Origin of the sequence: Lysobacter sp. S4-A87 (assembly GCF_022637455.1) — a bacterium.
Classification (GTDB): Bacteria; Pseudomonadota; Gammaproteobacteria; order Xanthomonadales; family Xanthomonadaceae; genus Lysobacter_J.
In genome coordinates this window covers 2,978,760-2,998,834 of record NZ_CP093341.1, presented here as the reverse complement: position 1 = coordinate 2,998,834, position 20,075 = coordinate 2,978,760, and the positions used below count along the sequence as shown (strand labels likewise).

Sequence of the window (20,075 nt, the reverse complement as noted above, 5' to 3'; positions counted from 1 at the left end):
GCGCGCGGCCGCGACCCTGGATCCGCGGCCCTAGATCCGCGACATCCCCCGCGTCATGACGTGGTCGAGCATCTCGCGATGTCCCGGCAGCGCCGCGAGCATCTTGCGGGTCAGCTCGGCCGCCTCGCGGAAGTAGCTTTCGGCGCGCGCGACATCGTCCATTCGCCGCGTCGTCGGGCGCGGGTCGGGGTGGAAGCCCATCCCGTAAAGGATGTACTGGTAGCTGGCCGACGGGAACACTTCCTCCACCCGGTACAGGTCGTAGCGCGACGGCGGCTGGTGGCGCCACAGCTGCAACAGTTCCTTCAACCGGTCCGGGATCGATTCGGGCCGGCAGTTGTCGCGCCAGTAGTCGGTGTCGGTGCGCCTGGTCAGCACGTAGTGCAGCTTGAGGAAGTCGACCACCCGCTCCCATCGGTACTGGAACGAGTCGTTGTAGCGGGCCGCAACGATGTCCATGTCGCCGCGGGTGGCCGGCAGCTGGTCGCTCAGCATCCCGGCCGCCAGCTCCACCAGCACCAGCGACGACGCCTCCAGCGGTTCCATGAACCCGCTCGACAGACCAATCGCGACGCAGTTGCGGTGCCAGGACTTGGGCCGGTAGCCCGGGCGGATGGTGATCTTCGGCAGCGTGTAGATGTCATGCTCGCGCCCGCCGGTGGCCTTCACGTACTTCAGCAGTTCGTCGGCCGCCGCCTCGTCGGTCGTGTGCGTGCTCGAGTAGACGTGGCCGACACCGCGGCGCGTCTGCAGGCCGATGTCCCAGACCCAGCCGCTGCTCTGCGCAGTGGAGATGGTCTGGCAGGCGATCTCCTGGCGCGGATCGGCGTACGGCACCTGCAACGCGATGGCGCGGTCGTTGAACAGGACATGCTTCTGCGACTGGATGTCGATGCCGTAGTGCTGGCCGATCAGCAGCGCGCGCATGCCCGTGCAGTCGATGAACAGGTCGCCTTCGATGGCGCCGTTGTCGCGCGTCTGCAGCGAGGCGATATCGCCGTTGTCGTGTGCGTTGACCCCGGTCATGTGGTCGCTGACATGGCGCACGCCGAGGCGTTCGATGCAGTGCTTGCGCATGAACACGCCGAGCTTGCCGGCGTCGAGGTGATAGGCGTAGTTGGCCACCGCGGCCCATTCGGGCGTGGAGAACTGCTTGGGCGCCTTGCCGGCCTCGCACAGGTGCGGCTGGAAGCTCACCAGTTTGCCGAACGGCACCTGCGCGTGCTGCATCCAGCCGGCGACGACATTCGTCTCCAGGTAGCCCTGCGGCAGCACGAACGGGTGGTAGTAGTAATCGTCGTCGCGATCTTCGGTCCAGCGGGCGAACTTCGAGCCCTGCTTGAAGGCACCGTCGCACTCGCGGATGAAGTCGGTCTCGGTGACGCCGGTCCTGCGCAGGGTGTCGCGCATCGTCGGCCAGGTGCCCTCGCCAACACCAATGGTGGCCACGTCAGGCGACTCGATCAGGGTTACTTTCAGGCCGGTGCCGGAGGCCGCGTTGTGGTCGGCGGCCAGTACCGCCGCCGTCAGCCAGCCTGCCGAGCCACCGCCCAGGATCACAACGTGCTTTACCGCCTGACTCAAATCGTCCCCCTGGCCACGTCAGTTAGCGTGGCACCCTCCCCTGGACAGCGAACGGGAGCCGCCGGCGTACCGGCGACTCCCGACGCTTGCGAACATCAGAACTGGTAGCGGAAACCGAGCATGTAGCGTGGCCCGTTCTGGGTGGCGAACAGCGTTTGCCGCTCGTTGCGACCGAACACGCGCACCGTCTCGTCGGTGATGTTGATGCCCTCGAACTGCACCGACATCTGCTCGTTGATCTGGTAGCCGATGCTGATGTCGAGCTGGCCGTAGTCATCGACGTAGTTCGGGTTCGGAATGCCCGATCCGTCGAACACCGCGGACAGGAACTGGTCGCGCCAGTTGTAGGCGGTGCGGACCGACCAGTCGTACTTCTCGTAGAACAGCACCAGGTTGGCCGAGTCGCTGAGGCCGACCAGGGCGAACTGTCCGCCGAGCACGGCGTTGTCGTAGTTCAGGTCCGGGCTGTCGACGATCGTGTAGTTGGCGGCGATGCCGAAGCCGGTCTCGCCGAACACGTGCTGGACGTTGAATTCCCAGCCGTCGAGCGTGGAGTCCTGCTTGTTGGCCGGCGTGGTGATCCTGAAGCTTGCCAGCGGGTCGCTGGCCAGCCCGTTGATCGTGCCGGTCATGTTGCCGTTGGCGTCGGTGCCGGTCGCGGTCACACCCGGCTGGCCGTTGAAGTTGCCCAGGATGTAGTTGCGGATGCACACCACGTCCGCCTGCGGGCAGCCGTTGGCCAACGCCGCGTTCCAGTAACCGCCGCCCACCGGCGTGTGCAGGTTGAACGGCGTCTCGCCGTCGCTGCCGCCGACGTCGACGATCTGCGAGGTACCGATGTAGTTCTCGATGTCCTTGCGGAAGTAGCCCACCGACACGTAACTCGACTCGGCGAAGTACCACTCGAACGACAGGTCGAAGTTGTCCGACAGCAGCGGCTTGAGGGTCGGATCGCCCTGGGTGCCGGTGCCGCCGTCGACGCGCACGATCTGGTCGAGCGTGCGTCCGCCCTGAATGTCCGCCCAGCCCGGCCGGCCGATGGTCTGGCTGTAGCTGCCGCGAAGGATGATGCTGTCGGTGATGTCGAGGCTGGCGTCCAGGTTCGGCAGCCAGTAGTCGTATTCGCCCCGCAGGGTGGCAAAGCCCGGATCGCCGAAGTTGAGATTGAGCTCGTTCGCCGCGCTCCACGAAATCCCGGTGGCGTTGGGCACCAGCGCCGACGAGGTCACCTCGGTCTTCTCGTAGCGCACGCCCGCCGCCAGGTTCAGCGGCATCGACCAGTTGAAGGTCGTCGTGTACTGCATGTAGCCGCCGGTGGACTTCTCTTCCGTGCGCAGGTCGCGGGTGAACGCGTCCGGCGCCCGGTACCACTCGGGGTGACCGGTCAGCTCCGCCGCGCGGGCCCGCAGGCGATCGAAATCGAACAGCAGGAAGCGGTCGGTAAAGGCCGGATCGTTGTGGCCGGAGAAGCTCTCGAAGTAGTCCCCCATGTTGTCCGGGGAGAAGATGCTGTCGTCGTAATCGGCTGCTGTGCCGACGCCGCCCCAGGTATCGCGCTGCATGAAGCCGAACGCGGTGCGGTTCTCGACATCGGTATAGGACGCGCCGAAGTCGAGCCCGGAGTACTCGCCGAATTCGAACCGGCCCTTGACCTGGGTCTGTTCGATCTCCGACTTGTTGTAGGCGTTGTTGAACACCGAACCGGACACCAGCGCCTGCGACGGATCAACCTGCGCCACGCCCGGCGGAAGCGCGATGGTCAGCACCGGGAAGTCGCGGCTGAAGTCCGCGGTGGTGTCGCCGCGCACGAACGCCGACATGCCCAGCACGCCGGCAGAGCCCCACGGGCTGTCCGGGCGCGTCTCTGCCGAGGAATTGTGGTAGTCCAGCGACAGGTCGAGGGCGTCGTTGACCTGCCAGTCGACGTTGAAGCCGAGCGACTTGTTCTCGTTGACGTTGGCCAGGCGCATGCCGCCCATCGAGACGTCGCTGGTGGCCGGATTGATGATTTCCTTGTAGATCAGCGGCGCGGCCACCGGGCCATCGGTCCAGGAGGAGACCGACGGGCCGTAGTTGAACCACACCGACAGCTCGTTGCGCTGCTGCTGGATCTTGTTCTCGGAGTAGGTGTAGTCGAGCGTCGTGGTGACGTTGTCGACCGGCTGCCACTGCAGGGTCATCTGGCCGTTGGTGCGCTGGCGCTGCACGCCGTTGACGCTGTAGTTGAGGTTCTGCGGAACCGAATAGATGTCGGTCGGACCGGGGCGGTTGGTGATGTTCTCCGAGCCCGGCGTGCCCGGCTGCGGAATGGTGCCCCAGTTGTTCTCGTCGCCGCGGAACGGACGCCAGCCGTTGGGCACGCCGACCTGGCTGAAGCCGAAGTCGCGTTCCTGGTAGCTCCCGGTCAGCGCAACGCCGAACTTTCCGTCGAAATAGCGCTGGCTGAAGATGCCCGAGATCTCGGGCGTGATGTCGTGGCCCTGCAGCGAATCAGGCAGGTTGCCGTTGGACGTGTCGTGCACCGCCTTCATGCCGACGTTGATGACCGGCTCGGATTCCAGCGGTCGTGCCGTGCGGATGTTGATGGTCGCGCCGATGCCGCCGGGCGGGATGCTGGCCCGGCTGGTCTTGTAGACCTCGACGCTGGAGATCGCTTCCGACGCCAGGTTGGCGAAGTCGAATGCACGCGAGTTGGACACGCCGGCGCCGTTGGCGTTGCTCGAAGCCGGCATCTGCCGGCCATTGAGCATCACCATGTTGTAGTCCGGGCCGATGCCGCGCACGGTGACCCGCGCGCCCTCGCCGAGCGAGCGGTCGATCGACACACCGCTGATGCGCTGCAGCGACTCGGCCAGGTTGGTGTCCGGGAACTTGCCGATGTCCTCGGCGACGATGCCGTCGACGACACCCTGCGAGTCCCGCTTGAGGTTCATCGACGAGGTCAGGCTTCCGCGGATACCCTGGACCACGACGGTATCAAGCGTCCTGGCGTCCTCGTCGACCGTCGCCGAGCGCTGCCCGGCTTCGGTGCTGGATGTGGATTGCTGCGCATACAACGGCTGGCTCAGCGCCAGCAGCAATGCAGACGTAAGAAGTGTGCGCTTGGGGGCGACACGCGACTGCTTCATCGAAACTCCTCCCCAGAATTCACGATAGAGATGCAGGCGTCGCCACGCGGCCCGCAGTTTTAGTGCGAGGCGATTTGACGTTGAATTGACAGCGCTGTCAACACACCCCTGTCAGAAGGCTGATTTCGGTCAAAAAGCGGGTTTTTTCCCCGTTTTTCCGTTGTGCAGTGCAGCGAATTCGAGTCCGATCGCCGTGCGCGAGCAGACATCGGAGCAAAGTGTTAGCGCTAGCATCCATACGAACTGCATGGGCGAACTGCATGCGCGATGCATTCGCCACCGGTCAGGGACGGGGGGCGATCAAGAGGACTAGTGGATCAGCGGCGTGCAGGCGCCTGCGTGGACTCGCGCATCACCAGTGCATGGTCGACGCGAAGCATGCGACCGGCCTCCGGCGAGCGGATCCTGGCCAGCAATTCGAGCGTGGCCAGTCGTCCCATCTCGGACGTGGGCTGGCGGATGGTGGTCAACGACGGATAGATATGGCGCGAGATCGGCGTGTCGTCGAAGCCGCATACCGACAGGTCACCTGGCACGTTCAATCCGCGCTCGCGTGCAACGCGAATCACGCCGGCCGCCATGTCGTCGTTGGCGGCGAAGATCGCCGTCGGCGGCTTGCGCAGGTCCAGCAGCGCCTGCGCGCCGGCGCAGCCGGACTCGAACGAGAACGCGCCCTGCACCACCAGTTCCGGATCGAAGGCGATCCCGGCGTTCTGCAGGCCCTTTCTATAACCGTCGAAGCGCCAGCGGCAGGCGCCGTGCGCGGTGGCGCCCTTGATGTGGCCGATGCGGGTATGACCCAGCTCGACGAGCTTGGCCATCAGTTCAAGTACCGCCGTCGTCTCGTCCATGGCCACGCCGATCCGGCCAGCGGCGCTCTTGGGCGCGATGCAGGCGAACGGCACACCCATCTTCTCCAGCTCGTCGATGATCAGCTTGTCGTCGGTCAGCGGCGGGATCAGCAGCACGCCGTCCGGGCCGAAGTTGCGGAACAGGCCCTGGATGTCGGCGACGCGCTCGCGGCCCAGGCTGACCGCGGCCAGGAAGAGGTTGTAGTTGCTGGCATGGCAGGCCTCGAGCATGCCGTTCTGCACTTCCATCATGTAGTTGCGCGACGGGTTGTTGTAGGCCAGCGCCACGCTGTACGAACGCTGGCCGGCAAGGCTGCGCGCGGATGGATTGGGCTTGTACTGCAGCTCGGTCACCGCCTGCATTACGCGCTCGCGCATCTCCTCGCGCACGTTGGGCTCGTTGTTGAGCACGCGCGAGACAGTCTTCATCGACACGCCGGCAGCGGCGGCGACATCCTCGATTCGAATACGCATTGAGCGACGGATGCTCCAGGGGGCGGAACGCGGCAGATGGTGCCAGAACCGTACCGGTCCACGATGACAGGACCGGCCACGGCTCCGAGCGGCCAGAGTATGCATCGCAAAGGCTTGCTGCGGCGCAACAGCGTCGCCTGCACAGGCCTCCGCCAAGTCTGGACGAGTCCACATTCCGGCACGCCCGGCGGCCGCGAACGTTGACAAGGGCGCATTCGCCCTTGTATTGACAGCGCTGTCAACTGGCTGATTCGCTCGCTGCCAAGGCACGATCGCGATCAGCTTGCCGCTTCACAATCCGGCCATGGGGAACACACGGTGCAGGCGAGAGTCTTCGTTGGAGCAAGTCTTTTGGCGATCGGTGCAGCACTGTATCTATATGGCGGGACCAGCAACGCCGCAGACACCGCGCCGGTGCTGCAGGACTGGCCGCACGTGGACAGCGCCATCCGCCGCGACGCCACCATCGAGGCCCGCGCCGCAAGGATCCTCGCCGGCATGAGCCTGGCCGAGAAGATCGGGCAGATGACGCAGCCGGAAATCAAGATGATCACCCCCGACGAGGTGCGGACCTGGCACATCGGCTCGGTCCTCAACGGCGGCGGTTCGTGGCCGGCGATGAACAAGCACGCCACGGTGGGCGACTGGCTGGCGCTGGCCGACGCTTATCACCAGGCGTCGATGACCGCCGCGGTCAAGAATCCCATCCCGGTCATCTGGGGCACCGACGCGGTGCACGGTCACAACAACGTGGTCGGCGCGACCCTGTTCCCGCACAACATCGGCCTGGGCGCGGCACACGACCCGCAGCTGGTCGAGAAGATCGGCCACGCCACCGCGCAGGCCACGCGTGCAACCGGCATCGACTGGGCATTCGCGCCCACCCTCGCCGTCGCCCAGAACCTCCGCTGGGGACGCAGCTACGAGAGCTTCTCGTCCGACCCGGCAGTGGTGCATGCATACGCGACCTCCTACATCCGCGGCCTGCAGGGCGACCTGCGCGGCGACGGCACCGTGGTGGCGACGGCCAAGCACTTCATCGGCGACGGCGCCACCGACATGGGCCGCGACCAGGGCAACGCGATCATTCCGCGCGCCGAGATGATCAACGTCCACGGCCAGGGCTACTACGGCGCGATCGGTGCCGGCGTGCAGACCGTGATGGCCTCGTTCAACAGCTGGGATGACGTCGAGGGCGGCGTCAACTACGGCAAGATGCATGGCACGCAGGCGCTGCTCACCGGCGCGCTGAAGGACAAGATCGGCTTCGACGGCTTCATCGTCTCCGACTGGAACGGCATCGCCCAGGTGCCCCGCTGCAGCAACGCCAGCTGTCCGCAGGCGATCAATGCCGGCATCGACATGGTGATGGTGCCGGAGGACTGGAAGGCCTTCATCGCCAACACCATCAAGCAGGTCGAGGACGGCACGATCCCGATGGCGCGGATCAACGATGCCGTCACCCGCATCCTGCGCGTGAAGCTGCGCGCCGGCCTGTTCGATCGCAAGCCGTCCGATGGCCGTTACGCCGGCAAGGCAGACGCGCTGGTCCACCGCGAACTCGCCCGCCAGGCCGTGCGCGAGTCGCTGGTGCTGCTCAAGAACGAGCGCAAGGCGCTGCCGCTCAAGCGCGGCCAGCGCGTGCTGGTGGTCGGCAAGAGCGCCGACAGCTACGCCAACCAGACCGGTGGCTGGACGCTGACCTGGCAGGGAACGGACAACACCAGCGCCGACTACCTCAACGCCGACACCGTACTTGCCGGTCTGCGCGAAGCACTGGGACCGGACCGGGTGACGTTCGACCCGACCGGCACGACCGCCGGCACCGGCGATTTCGACGTCGTCGTGGCGGTGATCGGCGAAACGCCCTATGCCGAAACCAATGGCGACATCATCGGTTCGGACTCGATGGCGCACAGTCGCCGCCATCCGGAGGACCTGGCCGCGCTGAAGGCGGCCGCCGCCCACGGCAAGCCGGTGGTGACCGTCTTCATGTCCGGCCGACCGCTCTACAGCAACGACCTGATCAACCTGTCCGATGCCTTTGTCGCAGCATGGTTGCCGGGTTCTGAAGGTGCCGGCGTCGCCGATGCGCTGGTGGCAGCGAAGCGTTTCGAATTCCGCGGCCGCTTGTCGTTCTCGTGGCCGGGCGTGCCCTGCCCGGCCCCCGAGAACCGCCCGGATGCGGGCAAGCCACCGCTGTTCCAGCGCGGCTACGGCCTGACTTACGCCAGGCCGGCGTCCGTGCCCAGGCTCGATGAGCCCGATGTCGCGGCGTGTGGTCCGGCGACCTCGCTGCCGGTCTTCAACACCAATGATGCCGTGCCCTTCCAGCTCCAGGTCGAAGCCGGCGATTCCGTGCAGGCGGTGGGTGCGTCCCTCAACGACACGCTGTCCTGGCCCACGGCCAAGCCGGCGATCCGGGTCAGCACCAGCCAGATCAACACGCAGCAGGATGCCAAGCGGGTGACGTGGCTGGCTCCGGCGCGGCTGCTCGCGCGCAGCACCGGCGCCAACAACCTCAATGCCCTGGCCTTCGCCGAGGGTGCGCTGCAGTTCGATGTCGTCGTGCACAAGGCGCCGACGTCGCCGGTGCTGCTGGGCATGGGCTCGGGCAAGGTCTCGGCCAGCATCGACATCGCACCGCAGCTGACCGCGGCTGGCATCGGCAGCAAGGTGACGATCAACGTGCCGCTGCGCTGCTTCGGCGATCGCAAGGTCGATATCGGCGGCGTCGATGTCCCCTTCAGCGTTTCCGCACAGGCACCGTTCGAGGCTGCGTTCACGCGCATCGCCGTCGTTGCAGGTGCTGCCAGGCAAGCCGATGCGATCGACTGTGGCAAGGCCAAGTAGGGCGACCAGGCCACGCGCCGCGACAGCGGCGCTGGTCCTGCTGGCGGCGCTGGCGTGCTCGCATGCCGCGCTGGCCGCCGAGGAGTTCGCCTGGCCGCAGGGTCGCCAGGCTGCGGTCAGCCTTGGCTACGACGATGCGCTCGACTCGCAGCTCGACATCGCCATCCCCGCCCTCGACCGGCACGGCTTCAAGGGGTCGTTCTACCTGGTGATGGCCAACAAGCCGGTGGCAGCGCGTCTTGCCGACTGGCGTGCCGCCGCCGCCAACGGCCACGAACTGGGCAACCACACGCTGTTCCACCAGTGCTCGCGTTCGGCCAAGGGCCATGAGTGGGTCGAGCCGCAGCGCGATCTGGACACCACCACGGCGATGCAGATGAAGGAGCAGGTGCTGCTGGCCAGCACGATGCTCAATGCGATCGACGGCAACACCCGCCGCACGCTGGCCCTGCCCTGCAATGAAGCCACCGCGCAGGACGGCAACTACCTGGCGCTGGTCGCCGACGCCTTCGTCGGTGTCCGCATCGGCGGCAACGCCATCACCGCCAATGTCTCGCAGATGGACCCGGCTGCCGTCACGGTCGTCTCGACGGACGGGATGACGGGCAAGCAGATGATCGCCCTGGTGAAGGAGGCCAGGCGCCGGCACGGCCTGGTCAGCCTGACCTTCCACGGGGTCGGCGGCGATTACCTCACCACTTCGGCCAATGCGCACGACGAGCTCCTCGATTACCTGGCCCGGCACCGCGATGTGTACTGGGTCGACACCTTCGTCAACATCATGACCCACGTCAGGCAGCAGCAGGCGGCGGTCAGCAACGCACCGGGCGCCCCCTGAGGCCCACACTTTCGTCAGCGGAGCCCACATGAAGCAACGCCAGCTGTCCACTCCCGTCACCATCGCGATCATCAGCCTGATCTTCTTCGCGTGGGGCGGCATGACCAGCCTCAACGATGTGCTGATCCCGCACCTGAAAGCCGTGTTCGCGATGAACTACGCGCAGACGATGCTGATCCAGTTCACCTTCTTCGGGGCCTACTTCCTGATGTCGTTGCCGTCGGGCGCGATCGTGTCGCGGATCGGCTACAAGTCCAGCATCGTCATTGGCCTGCTGACGGCGGCGGTGGGTGCGGCCATGTTCTACCCGGCGGCGCGACTGCCTTCGTATGCGGTCTTCCTGGCGGCGCTGTTCGTGCTGGCAAGTGGCATCACGCTGCTGCAGGTCGCCGCCAATCCCTACATCAGCCTGCTCGGCAACCCGGCGACTTCGCACAGCCGCCTCAACCTGGCGCAGGCGCTGAACTCGCTGGGCACGACGGTCTTTCCGTTCTTCATCGGCCCGTTGATCCTGTCCGGCGCGGTGCTGGGCGCGGACCAGCTGGCGGCGATGGCACCGGAGGCGGTGGCCGCGTACAAGACCACGCAGGCGCAGTCGGTGCAGGTGCCGTACCTGCTGCTGGCAGGCGGCCTGCTCGCCATGGCGGCACTGGTGCTGCTGCTTCGCATCCCGTCGCTGCGCGAGGCGACCGACGCCGGCGACACGCTGCACCACCACACCTACCGCGAGACGCTGCAGCATTCGCACCTGCGCTGGGGCGTGCTGGCGATCTTCCTGTACGTCGGCGCGGAGGTTTCGATCGGCAGCTTCCTGATCAACTACATGGCCCAGCCCGACATCGGCGGGCTCAGTGAGGCCACCGCCAGCCGTTACCTGGTCTATTACTGGGGCGGGGCGATGGTCGGGCGGTTCATCGGTGCGGCGCTGATGACCGTGATCGATGCGCGCAAGCTGCTGGCGTTGTTCGCGGTGGTCGCGGCGGCACTGCTGGCGACGACGATGGGCACGCACGGCAACATCGCCATGTGGAGTGTCCTGGCGATCGGCCTGTTCAATTCGATCATGTTCCCGACAATCTTCGCGTCGGCGATCGAGGGCATGGGACCGCTGACGGGCAAGGCCTCTAGCCTGCTGGTGATGGCGATCGTCGGTGGCGCGCTGGTACCGATGCTGCAAGGCGGACTGGCCGACCGCATCGGCATCCAGGCGGCATTCGCGGTGCCGCTGGCCTGTTACGCGTATATCGCGTGGTACGGGATGCGCGGTTCCAGGGTGGCCGAGCATCTCGGCCAGCCCGCAGGCGCAGCGATTGCCCATCCGCGCCACTGACACCAGAACGTAGCCCGGGTAAGCGCAGCGCACCCGGGTTCACGTGTATCGGTTCGAGCGTGCGCTTGGGTTCCGGGGTGCGCCTCGTTCCCGGGTGCGCTTCGCTTACCCGGGCTACGGGGGTTCAGGCCATCTCGCGGGTTGGGGACTCGGCTGCGCGCTCGCGTACCAGCCAGCGGAATGCCGGTCCGGTCAGCAGCGTCGACAGCACGGCCAGCGTCACCAGCGCGGCGAATGCGTGCTCGGACAACAGGCCTTTGTCGCGCAGGATAGTGGCCGCCACGATCTCCATCAGGCCCTTGCACTGCAGCAGCGCGCCTACGGCCAGTGCTTCACGGCGCTGCAGTCGCGGCGCCGGCGGACAGATCAGCACGGCGGCGAGCTTGGCCCCCACCGCCAGCACCAGCAGTAACACCGCCGCCTGCATCGACGCCCAGCCCAGCACTTCGCCGTCGATCTTCAGGCCGCTGTGACCGAAGAACTGCGGCGCCAGCGCGAGCAGCGCGAACTGGCCGATGCGTTCGACCGGAACCTGCTTCGCCCATGCCTGCGGCACCATCGCGCCGGCGAAGTAGGCACCCAGCAGTTCGTGCAGTCCCAGCTGCGAGGTCGACCACGAACCCACGGCCAGAAACACCGGCAGCACCGCCCACGCCGCCCAGCGCGGCGGCGACAGGCCCAGGCGCGTCACTGCGCTTGCGCTGAGTGCCAGCGCCACGATGAGCAGCAGCGCAAGCCACTGCGCAGCCGACACGCCATCGAACAACGAGCCGCCATCGGCTGCCAGCAACAATGCCGCCAGCCCGATCCAGAGCACGGCGTCATCGATCACCGCGATGCTCAATGCCAGCTGCGACAACGGACGGTGCAATGGCCCCAGTTCGCGCACGATGCCGATCAGCACCGGCAGCGCGCTGACCGCTACACACAGCCCGATCGCAATCGACCCCAGCCATTCGCCACCACGCGGCGCCGCCCAGCCGGGCAACTGGGTGAAATGGAAATGGGCGGCGATGGTACCGGCGCAGAAGGGCAGCAGCAGCGCGACCGCGGCGCTGGCGAGGAAGCGCAGCTTGCGCGCGTTCGTCTGCGCGCTCGCATCGGCATGCCCGGGAAGGTGCGCCGACTGGCGCGTCTCCAGCCCGGCGGCGAAGGCCAGCACCAGCACGCCGGCCCAACCGATGTTGTCGCCGATGACCGAGGGAAGGCCCCATGACGCCGGCACTACGCCGGTCGCCGCCAGCACCAGTCCGATGACGATCGGGATCACCGCGATCGGAATGGAGCGGCCCATCGCGCGCCACACGCACCAGGCGAGGACGACGAATACGAGCGCATCGAGGGCGGCTGCGATGAGTGACGGCACGGTGTCGATCATAGCCATCCGCGACGGCAATGGACCACCCATCCCCCCGCCCGCCCCCCCCAAACCGTGGCCCGGGTAAGGCCAAAGGCCGCACCCGGGACCCCGATCACCGGGACCCGGGTGCGACCACCAAAGCCACGATCACTTCGAAGCTTCACCCAGCGTGCCGGTGTAGTCCGCAATACGCTTCTCGACGTCGGCATTCTTCTGCAGGCCAAGCTCCATCAGCTTGCCGATCCGCTGTTGCGCCGCCGGGCGCTTGACCGAGCCGATGAAGCCTTCCCATTCGGCGGCGATCTCGTCGTTGCCGGGCAGGCTGTTGGCGTCGACCAGGCGCTTGATCTCGCCAATGGACTGCTTGTCAAACGTCGCGATGCGGCGGGCCATGGTGTCGACGAACGGGTCCAGCTCGGCATCGGGAAGCGCACGGTTCACGTAGCCGTACTTCTCGGCAAGTGCACCGTCGATGTCGTTGCCGGTCAGCAGCACCTCCAGTGCGCGTCCACGGCCGATCAAGCGAGGCAGGCGGGCCATCGGGCCGCCGCCGGGAACCAGGCCCGCGCCGATCTCCCATTGCGACAGGATGGCCTTCTCGCGACTGGCGAAGCGCATGTCGCTGGCCAGGGCGAGTTCGCTGCCGACGCCCGTCGCACGGCCGCGGATCGACACGATCGAAACGACCGGCGCCTTGCTGATGCGCACCAGCATGTCCGGCAGCTGCGGCAGGCCGGTCGGGCCGGGCGGAAGACGGGTCGTGTCCGTCAGCGGCGGGACGAAGTCGTAATGGGTCAGGAAGAAATCGGGCACGTCGCTGTCGAACACGACGACCTTGAGCCTGGGGTCGGTCTCGATCGCGCTGACCACCTCGTTCAACTGCGGCATCGTCTCCGGCCCATAGATGTTGTAGGGCGGATTGTGGAAGGTGACGCGCCAGTACTCGGGGGTGACGCGGGTAACGTGGATCTGCTTCGCCGCAACGGTGCTTGACGCAGCGTGCGATGCCGGCGGCTTCTGGGCGAGTGCAGGACTGGCGATGGCCATTCCGGCGGCGAGGATGGCGGCGGCGATGAGATGCAGGTTCATGGTGGAACTCCGATGCGGGGGAAGTGGCCAAAGTCTGCGACCGGCCTTGGCCCACCGGAATCGCCGGCGTCCGGCAGCCAGTCTTCCGATTCCTGCAATGAAGCGCTTCCCCGTCCGGCTTTGTAACTGAACGTATCCGCGGCCGCCCAGGCCAACCTCGCAGACAAAACCGCGGGTCCGGCGACAACTGCGCGATACCTCGCGACCTCGAAATGGCGCCATCGAATCCCCACCGCCTCGCCGAGGAATCCGCAATGTCCGCCACCCCTTCCACCACATCCCCGGGCCTGCTGTCGCGCGTCGACGGTGTCGGCCAATGGCTCTCCCCGCTCGGCCTGCGCGTGCTGCTGGCGTGGGAGTTCTTCGAAGCCGGTCGCGAGAAGCTGCAGGGCGACAACTGGTTCGCCGACCTCGGCGACAAGTTCCCGCTGCCGTTCTCCCTGCTCAGCGCCAACGTCAACTGGACCCTCGCCACCTGGTTCGAACTGATCGGCAGCGTCGCACTGCTGCTGGGCATCGGCACGCGATACGCCGCAGCCACGCTGTGGGTGCTGACGGTCGTCGCCATCTACGCCGTGCACTGGCCGTCGGACTGGTCGAGCCTGTCGGAGCTGTGGCAGGGCTATGCCATCAGCAATGACGGTTACGGCAACTACAAGCTGCCGCTGATCTACCTGGTGATGCTGCTGCCGCTGATGCTCAACGGTGGCGGGCGTTTCAGCCTGGATCGCGTGATCAATGCGCTGCGTCCGGCGCCGGCCTCGCCCGCCGCTGCCGACACGTCTGCCTGGGGCCTGGTGCTGTTCGCCGTTGGCGCGACCGTCTCGGTGCTGTTGCCCTGGTTCGGTGGCGTGGCCGCCGTCGCCGGCATCGCGCTGCTGGCCTGGACGCGTCTTCGCTCGCAGCCCGGTGGCCGCTACGCAGTCGCCTGATCGATCCGCTGTCCACCCTCCCCTTCGTATTTCGCCACAACCGTGGCGTCCCCCCCGCACGGCAATGCCGTGCCCCCCCTGGAGCTACACCATGTCCCGTATCAACAATCGCAATTCCGCCGGCATGCTCGGCATCGCCCTGGCCGGCCTGGTCCTGAGTGGTTCGGCGTTCGCCATGCAGCCGCTGTCGCAGGGCTACATGCTCGCCGCCAGCCATGCTGCCGCTGAAGGCAAGTGTGGCGAAGGCAAATGCGGCGCCAGCGACGCCAAGTCCGACAACACCACCGCCGTAACCAGGACAGCCGCGAGCAAGACCGCCGAAGGCAAGTGCGGCGAAGGCCAGTGCGGCGATGCCCGCTTCAACAAGACCGACAGCGACGACGACGGCCAGGTGTCGAAGGCCGAGTACCTCAAGGTCGTGCCCAATGGCCAGGGCTGGAGCGACAAGGACAGCAACCGCGATGGCTTCATCTCCGAGCGCGAAGCGTACGACTACACCAAGTCGCGCTACGAGGCCAACGGCAAGAAGCTGCCGATCGGCCGTTTCGCCGCCTTCCCGGAGTAATCCCCTGCCCGCCTCGCGTCCCCGCGGCCACCATGCCGCGGGGGCGCACACCGAGACCACCGCCATGCGCTCCATCGTTACCCCTACATCCGCCGGCCTGGGCCTGCGCCGCGGGCTGATTCCCGAACTGTTGGCCATGGACGACGGCGCCGTGGATTTCCTCGAGGTCGCTCCCGACAACTGGATCGGCGTGGGCGGCAAGTTCGGCGAGCAGCTGGGGCAGTTGTCGACGCGCTTCCCGATCAGTGCCCACGGCCTGTCGCTGTCGCTGGGCGGGAGTGAGCCGCTCGACATGGAGCTGCTCAAGCGCACCCGCGAGTTCAACGACCGCTTCGACGTGGTGCTGTACAGCGAGCACCTGAGCTACACCAGTGACGACGGACAGCTGTATGACCTGATGCCGATCCCCTTCACCGACGAGGCCATCGTCCACGTCGCCTCGCGCATCCGCCAGGTGCAGGACGTGCTTGGCCGCCGCATCGCGGTCGAGAATGTCTCCTACTATGCAGCGCCCTACCAGGCGCTGGCCGAGATCGACTTCATCAACGCTGTCCTGGCCGAGGCCGACACCGACCTGCTGCTGGACGTCAACAATCTCTACGTCAACTCCATCAACCACGGCTACGACCCGCAGTCGTTCCTGGCACAGCTGCCGCGCGAGCGGATTGCGTCGTACCACATCGCCGGCCATTTCGATGAGGACATCGACCTGAAGGTCGATACGCACGGCGCACCGGTCAAAAGCGACGTCTGGTCGCTGCTGGACAGCGCCTACCGCCGCTTCGGCGTGCGTCCCACGTTGCTCGAGCGCGATTTCAACTTTCCACCACTGGCGGAGCTTCTGGCCGAAACCTGGCGGATCCGCATGATGCAGACGACGCACGCCGACCGCCATCGCCTGCTGGAGCAGATCCATGCATGACGTTCTTCGCGAGCAGCAGTTCGCCCTGGCGCAGCATCTGCGCGACCCGGCCACCCACGCGCCTCCGCCCGGACTCGAGGAGCGGCGCCTGCGGATTTACCGGGAGCTGTTCTTCAACTCCATCGAAGGCTTGCTGGCGGCTGGATTCCCGGTGATACGCGAGACATTGGGCGACAAGCGCTGGAGGGTGCTGGTCCGCGCGTTCTATGCCGGCCATCGCAGTCGCACGCCACTGTTCCCGCAGATTGCCGGCGAGTTCGTCGACTATCTCGAGGGCCGTGATGGCGGCGATGACATCCCGCCGTGGCTGCCCGAGCTGGCGCATTACGAATGGGTCGAGCAGGCACTGTTCACCAGCGATGCGCAGGCGCCCGGACATGACCCGGACGGTGACCTGATGGAAGGCGTGCCGGTGCTGTCGCCGCTCGCCTTGCCGTTGGCTTACCGCTGGCCGGTGACGGATATCGGACCGGGACATGTGCCGCGCATCGCGCCGGACGCGCCGACAACGCTGCTGGTGCATCGCGACGGTGGGCATCAGGTGCGCTTCACGCGCATTGCGCCGCTGGCGTACTGCCTGCTGGCCTCGTTGCAGGCCAACGCCTGGACAGGGCGAGAGCATCTGGCGACGCTCGCGGCGCAGACCGGCGCCGATGCCGAGTCCGTGCTTGCGCAGGGGCGGGAGCTGTTGCAGGCATTGCGGGCGCAGGGTGTGGTGATCGGGACCGTGGCGTGATTGCGTCCCCGGGTGCGCTTCGCTTACCCGGGCTACCGGCCGCGTGTAGCCCGGGTAAGCGAAGCGCACCCGGGACGCCCTCACCGTTCACCGAAACCCTGCGGAAACTCCCTGCTACCCGCCCAATCGGCCGGCAATTGCCCGCTTCGCACATATCGATGAAACGTCGATTGTGGCCAAGCCGAAACCGACGCAACCAATCCATGCTTCACCGGATTGAAGTGCACATAATCCACATGTGCCGACAAGTCTGACTCCGATCGGATCGTATGCTCCCAGAAGCGGGACTGCCAGGGCGACGGTGCGCCAAGGCGCCGAGTGAACCCTTTCTTGATCTCCTGCCACAGGCGCGAGTAGTCGTCGCGGTTGTCCTGCATCGTGAGTACCGCATGCAGGTGGTCGGGTAGTACCACCGCGGCTATGACTTCGTGCGGCACCCGCTTCATAGCGCATCGCCAGGATTCACGCAGGAGGTCGATGTTCCGAACCAGCGCGTCGCCGCGCCGGTTGCGCAGGGTCACGGTGAAGAAGTACGTCGCTCCGGCGACGTGGTTGCGGCGGTATCGCACCATCCTGGCGGGCCTCGGCACTGATCCGTGTGCCTGGCGGATGTTAGGCGGCGTCAGATCCCGGGTGCGCTTCGCTTACCCGGGCTACGGGTAGGAATGAAGGCGTAGCCCGGGTAAGCGAAGCGCACCCGGGGAAGGGGAACCTACCCGACGCAATAGCGATCGGCAGTCTCCAGCGCCTCGTCAATGATCGCCAGACCCTCGCGCAACGTCGTCTCGTCGATGATCAGCGGCGGCGCCACGTGCAAACGGTTGCCCACCACGAACGGCCACAGTCCGCGTTGCCTGCAGGCGGCGGCGAATGCCGCCATCGGTGCGTTGTCGGCGCCGGCGGCGTTGAACGGCACGAGCGGTTCGCGCGTCGCGCGATCGCGCACCAGCTCGATCGCCCAGAACGCACCGAGACCGCGCACGTCGCCGACCGACGGGTGCCGGGCCTGCATTGCCTTCAGCGCCGGTGCGAACACCTCGTCACCCAGGCGTCGGGCATGTTCGATGATGCCCTCCTCCTTGTAGATCCCGATGCACGCGACTGCTGCCGCGCAGGCCAGGGGATGGCCCGAGTAGGTCAATCCGCCCGGATAGGCACGCGACTCGAAACTGGCGGCGATCGCGTCACTCATGATCACGCCGCCCAGTGGCACGTATCCCGAGTTCACCCCTTTGGCGAACGTGATCAGGTCAGGCACGACTTTCCAGCGATCGATCGCGAACCATTCGCCACAGCGACCGAAACCGACCATGACCTCATCGGCGATCAGCAGGATGCCGTGCCGGTCGCACAGGGCACGCACGCCTTGCAGGTAGCCGTCGGGTGGCACCAGCACGCCGCTGGAACCGATCACCGGTTCCAGCACGATCGCAGCGATGCCCTGCGCGCCCTCCACCATGATCGTGTCGGCCAGATGCGCCAGCGCGCGCTCGCACTCCTGCTCGGCGTCGGCTGCGTGGAATGCGGAGCGATACGGGTACGGACCCCAGAACCGGGCGAAACCGGGAGCACCCGGCTCCGACGCCCAGCGGCGCGGATCACCGGTCGCGGTGATCGCTCCAGCCGTCGCGCCGTGGTAGCTGCGGTATGCGGTCAGGACCTTGTGGCGTCCCGTGTGCAGGCGCGCCATGCGGATCGCGTTCTCGATCGCTTCGGCGCCGCCGTTGGTGAAGAAGACCCGGTTGAGATCGCCCGGAGCGACCTCCGCGATCAGCCGCGCCGCTTCGCTGGTGGCTTCGTTGGCGTGGTAGGGCGCGATCGTGCACAGCGTCTGTGCCTGCGCCTGGATCGCGGCGATGAGCTTCGGGTGCTGGTGACCGACGTTGACGTTGACCAGCTGGCTGGAGAAATCGAGCCAGCGGCGCCCGCTCTCGTCGTGGAAGTGGAGCCCCGACGCGCCGGTAACGACGACAGGATCCAGCGCCCCGTGCGAGGACCACGAATGCAGGACATGCAGTCGGTCGTCGCGGGCAGCGGCCGACCGCGTTTCGCCCGCGCCGGGCACGCTATCAAGGTTCACGTCACGCATGGCGTTGCGCACTCAGGGAATGAAGGTCTGTTCCGGGTCGTCGAACGACTTGAACTCTAGCGCATTGCCCGAGGGATCGAAGAGAAACATCGTCACGTGCTGGCCCGGCTTGCCCTTCAGCCGCAGATGGGGCTCCTCGGCAAAGGCGATGCCAGCGGCTTTCAGGCGCCTGGCCAGCGCCTCCCATGCCTGGCGGTCGAGGTTCATGCCGAAGTGCGGGACCGGCACGGCCTCGCCGTCGAAGCGGCTGTCCAGCAGCGGCTGGCCATCGCCGCCGAGGTGCGCGACCAGGTGATGGCCGAAGAAATCGAAGTCCTGGTAGTTGGTGTCGCTCCTGCCCTGCGGGCAACCGATCACGTCGCCATAGAAGCCGCGCGCCTCGTCGAGGTCGCGCACCGGAAAGGCCAGGTGGAACTGCGGGATCGAACTCATGACACCGATCCCGGGCGCGTGCGGCAGGCGTCGAATATGTTCTGCCAGAACTGGTTCCAGGCGGTGATGCTGCATTCGTAACCCTGGGCAAGTTCAGAGAGCGCTCCGGGTTCGTGCCGGATGTAGTCGTCGATGGCCTGGCGCGTCAACTCGCCGTGGATGATGTCCTGCTCGCCGGTATGGATCGTCCAGAACTCCCAGTCGATGCGATCGGCATGCTCGCGCATGTAGGGATGGGTCTGCAGGTGCTCAAACATGACCGAAAGATAGGTCTGGCACAGGCATTCGCCGCCCATTCCGCGAAGCCCGACACCGAATGCCGAACTGCGGGCCGACAGCTGCCGCGTCAGCGAATCAAGATTCGCGCGATTGGCCGGAAGCGAGCGGTGCAGCTGTGCCGGCTCCACACCGATGGTCGCCAGGAAGCGGTCGTAGATGGCCGGATGTGCCTTGTCCGGGTCACCCTCACCGAGTTCCTCGGCCAGGATCTCGCTCAACAGACTCCGCAGCCCGCCGAAGGGAAGCTTTGCCACCAGCAGGGCCAGGTCGCTGATGTAGTCGATGGTGAAGAAGCGGTATTGCGTGCAGACCTGGCGAAGGTCTTCGATGGACAGTTGTGGCAATACGGCCATCTTCTGCGCGGCCAGCGCTTCGGTGGCCTCCTTCGCAGCGTCGGCGAATTGCCAGAAGCTCTGTCGATCCAACGCACCGGAGTGCATCACGCCGGATTCGAAAGAGGGTGTTGCCTGCGCGCCCAAGCTCTTCAGCAATGTCATTCGTCCAACCCTGGAGAGTTCGACGCGAGCATACTTCTCACAGCACGGTTGCATTTCACTCTGCGTTGACCAGCGTGTCGCAGTTTCGCGCGATTGTTCATCACCCATTGGATGAT

16 protein-coding genes are annotated in these 20,075 nt (G+C 66.3%); 7 read left to right on the top strand and 9 right to left on the bottom strand.

Translation table 11 applies throughout. From position 1 onward, the window contains the following. Positions 1-30: 30 nt before the first annotated feature. The 3 genes from MNR01_RS13410 to MNR01_RS13400 all read right to left on the bottom strand — a co-directional run bounded on the left by MNR01_RS13410 (position 31) and on the right by MNR01_RS13400 (position 6,037). Positions 31-1,584, bottom strand: coding sequence for a tryptophan halogenase family protein (locus MNR01_RS13410; protein ID WP_241918272.1), 1,554 nt, complete (start codon positions 1,582-1,584; stop codon positions 31-33). 95 nt (positions 1,585-1,679) lie between these two features. After that, on the bottom strand, positions 1,680-4,712 hold the full coding sequence (locus MNR01_RS13405) for a TonB-dependent receptor (RefSeq protein ID WP_241918271.1): 3,033 nt from the start codon (positions 4,710-4,712) through the stop codon (positions 1,680-1,682). 317 nt (positions 4,713-5,029) lie between these two features. Continuing rightward, a complete protein-coding gene (locus MNR01_RS13400) occupies positions 5,030-6,037 on the bottom strand; it encodes a LacI family DNA-binding transcriptional regulator (protein ID WP_241918270.1) in 1,008 nt (335 codons plus the stop codon). Positions 6,038-6,388: 351 nt separating this feature from the next. On the opposite strand from MNR01_RS13400, the gene MNR01_RS13395 reads away from it, so the two are divergent. From MNR01_RS13395 to MNR01_RS13385, 3 genes are read left to right on the top strand one after another with little or no spacing between them, the layout of a single operon-like run. After that, on the top strand, positions 6,389-8,890 hold the full coding sequence (locus tag MNR01_RS13395) for a glycoside hydrolase family 3 N-terminal domain-containing protein (protein ID WP_241918269.1): 2,502 nt from the start codon (positions 6,389-6,391) through the stop codon (positions 8,888-8,890). Continuing rightward, positions 8,862-9,728, top strand: a complete 867-nt coding sequence (locus MNR01_RS13390) for a polysaccharide deacetylase family protein (protein ID WP_241918268.1) — start codon at positions 8,862-8,864, stop codon at positions 9,726-9,728. Before MNR01_RS13395 ends, MNR01_RS13390 begins: the two co-directional genes overlap by 29 nt. Positions 9,729-9,756: 28 nt before the next feature. Continuing rightward, positions 9,757-11,058, top strand: a complete 1,302-nt coding sequence (locus MNR01_RS13385) for a sugar MFS transporter (RefSeq protein WP_241918267.1) — start codon at positions 9,757-9,759, stop codon at positions 11,056-11,058. A 124-nt stretch (positions 11,059-11,182) separates the two neighbouring features. Here MNR01_RS13385 and MNR01_RS13380 read toward each other — a convergent pair whose 3' ends face one another. Together MNR01_RS13380 and MNR01_RS13375 are read right to left on the bottom strand one after the other, a co-directional pair. Beyond that, a complete protein-coding gene (locus MNR01_RS13380) occupies positions 11,183-12,442 on the bottom strand; it encodes a cation:proton antiporter (RefSeq protein ID WP_241918266.1) in 1,260 nt (419 codons plus the stop codon). 123 nt (positions 12,443-12,565) lie between these two features. Continuing rightward, positions 12,566-13,507: an enoyl-CoA hydratase/isomerase family protein gene (locus MNR01_RS13375; RefSeq protein ID WP_241918265.1), complete on the bottom strand. Its 942-nt coding sequence runs from the start codon at positions 13,505-13,507 to the stop codon at positions 12,566-12,568. A gap of 254 nt (positions 13,508-13,761) precedes the next feature. Here MNR01_RS13375 and MNR01_RS13370 point away from each other — a divergent pair, with 254 nt between their 5' ends. The 4 genes from MNR01_RS13370 (at position 13,762) to MNR01_RS13355 (ending at position 16,662) form a co-directional block, all read left to right on the top strand. After that, on the top strand, positions 13,762-14,439 hold the full coding sequence (locus MNR01_RS13370; protein ID WP_241918264.1) for a DoxX family protein: 678 nt from the start codon (positions 13,762-13,764) through the stop codon (positions 14,437-14,439). Positions 14,440-14,530: 91 nt separating this feature from the next. Further along, positions 14,531-15,004, top strand: a complete 474-nt coding sequence (locus tag MNR01_RS13365) for an EF-hand domain-containing protein (RefSeq protein WP_241918263.1) — start codon at positions 14,531-14,533, stop codon at positions 15,002-15,004. A gap of 64 nt (positions 15,005-15,068) precedes the next feature. After that, the gene (locus tag MNR01_RS13360; protein ID WP_241918262.1) at positions 15,069-15,926 is read left to right on the top strand and encodes a DUF692 domain-containing protein; all 858 of its coding nucleotides are present in this window, start codon (positions 15,069-15,071) and stop codon (positions 15,924-15,926) included. Beyond that, entirely contained in the window at positions 15,919-16,662 is a 744-nt protein-coding gene (locus MNR01_RS13355; RefSeq protein ID WP_241918261.1) for a putative DNA-binding domain-containing protein, read from the top strand. Before MNR01_RS13360 ends, MNR01_RS13355 begins: the two co-directional genes overlap by 8 nt. An 80-nt stretch (positions 16,663-16,742) precedes the next feature. On the opposite strand, the gene MNR01_RS13350 is transcribed toward MNR01_RS13355, so the two are convergent. The 4 genes from MNR01_RS13350 to MNR01_RS13335 form a co-directional block, all read right to left on the bottom strand. Beyond that, positions 16,743-17,234, bottom strand: coding sequence for a transposase (locus MNR01_RS13350; RefSeq protein WP_241918260.1), 492 nt, complete (start codon positions 17,232-17,234; stop codon positions 16,743-16,745). Positions 17,235-17,374: 140 nt separating this feature from the next. Then, positions 17,375-18,751, bottom strand: a complete 1,377-nt coding sequence (locus MNR01_RS13345) for an aspartate aminotransferase family protein (protein ID WP_241918259.1) — start codon at positions 18,749-18,751, stop codon at positions 17,375-17,377. A 12-nt stretch (positions 18,752-18,763) separates the two neighbouring features. After that, positions 18,764-19,183 (bottom strand): VOC family protein, encoded by a 420-nt coding sequence (locus MNR01_RS13340; RefSeq protein ID WP_241918258.1) that lies wholly within the window; start codon positions 19,181-19,183, stop codon positions 18,764-18,766. Continuing rightward, positions 19,180-20,067 (bottom strand): iron-containing redox enzyme family protein, encoded by an 888-nt coding sequence (locus MNR01_RS13335; RefSeq protein WP_241918257.1) that lies wholly within the window; start codon positions 20,065-20,067, stop codon positions 19,180-19,182. Before MNR01_RS13335 ends, MNR01_RS13340 begins: the two co-directional genes overlap by 4 nt. Between the last annotated feature and the right edge of the window lie 8 nt (positions 20,068-20,075).

Coding starts and splice junctions, on each gene's coding strand:
- MNR01_RS13405 (WP_241918271.1), bottom strand. CDS start 4,712: ATGAAGCAGTCGCGTGTCGCCCCCAAGCGCACACTTCTTACGTCTGCA.
- MNR01_RS13400 (WP_241918270.1), bottom strand. CDS start 6,037: ATGCGTATTCGAATCGAGGATGTCGCCGCCGCTGCCGGCGTGTCGATG.
- MNR01_RS13390 (WP_241918268.1), top strand. CDS start 8,862: ATGCGATCGACTGTGGCAAGGCCAAGTAGGGCGACCAGGCCACGCGCC.
- MNR01_RS13385 (WP_241918267.1), top strand. CDS start 9,757: ATGAAGCAACGCCAGCTGTCCACTCCCGTCACCATCGCGATCATCAGC.
- MNR01_RS13380 (WP_241918266.1), bottom strand. CDS start 12,442: ATGGCTATGATCGACACCGTGCCGTCACTCATCGCAGCCGCCCTCGAT.
- MNR01_RS13375 (WP_241918265.1), bottom strand. CDS start 13,507: ATGAACCTGCATCTCATCGCCGCCGCCATCCTCGCCGCCGGAATGGCC.
- MNR01_RS13370 (WP_241918264.1), top strand. CDS start 13,762: ATGTCCGCCACCCCTTCCACCACATCCCCGGGCCTGCTGTCGCGCGTC.
- MNR01_RS13365 (WP_241918263.1), top strand. CDS start 14,531: ATGTCCCGTATCAACAATCGCAATTCCGCCGGCATGCTCGGCATCGCC.
- MNR01_RS13360 (WP_241918262.1), top strand. CDS start 15,069: ATGCGCTCCATCGTTACCCCTACATCCGCCGGCCTGGGCCTGCGCCGC.
- MNR01_RS13355 (WP_241918261.1), top strand. CDS start 15,919: ATGCATGACGTTCTTCGCGAGCAGCAGTTCGCCCTGGCGCAGCATCTG.
- MNR01_RS13350 (WP_241918260.1), bottom strand. CDS start 17,234: ATGGTGCGATACCGCCGCAACCACGTCGCCGGAGCGACGTACTTCTTC.
- MNR01_RS13345 (WP_241918259.1), bottom strand. CDS start 18,751: ATGCGTGACGTGAACCTTGATAGCGTGCCCGGCGCGGGCGAAACGCGG.
- MNR01_RS13340 (WP_241918258.1), bottom strand. CDS start 19,183: ATGAGTTCGATCCCGCAGTTCCACCTGGCCTTTCCGGTGCGCGACCTC.
- MNR01_RS13335 (WP_241918257.1), bottom strand. CDS start 20,067: ATGGGTGATGAACAATCGCGCGAAACTGCGACACGCTGGTCAACGCAG.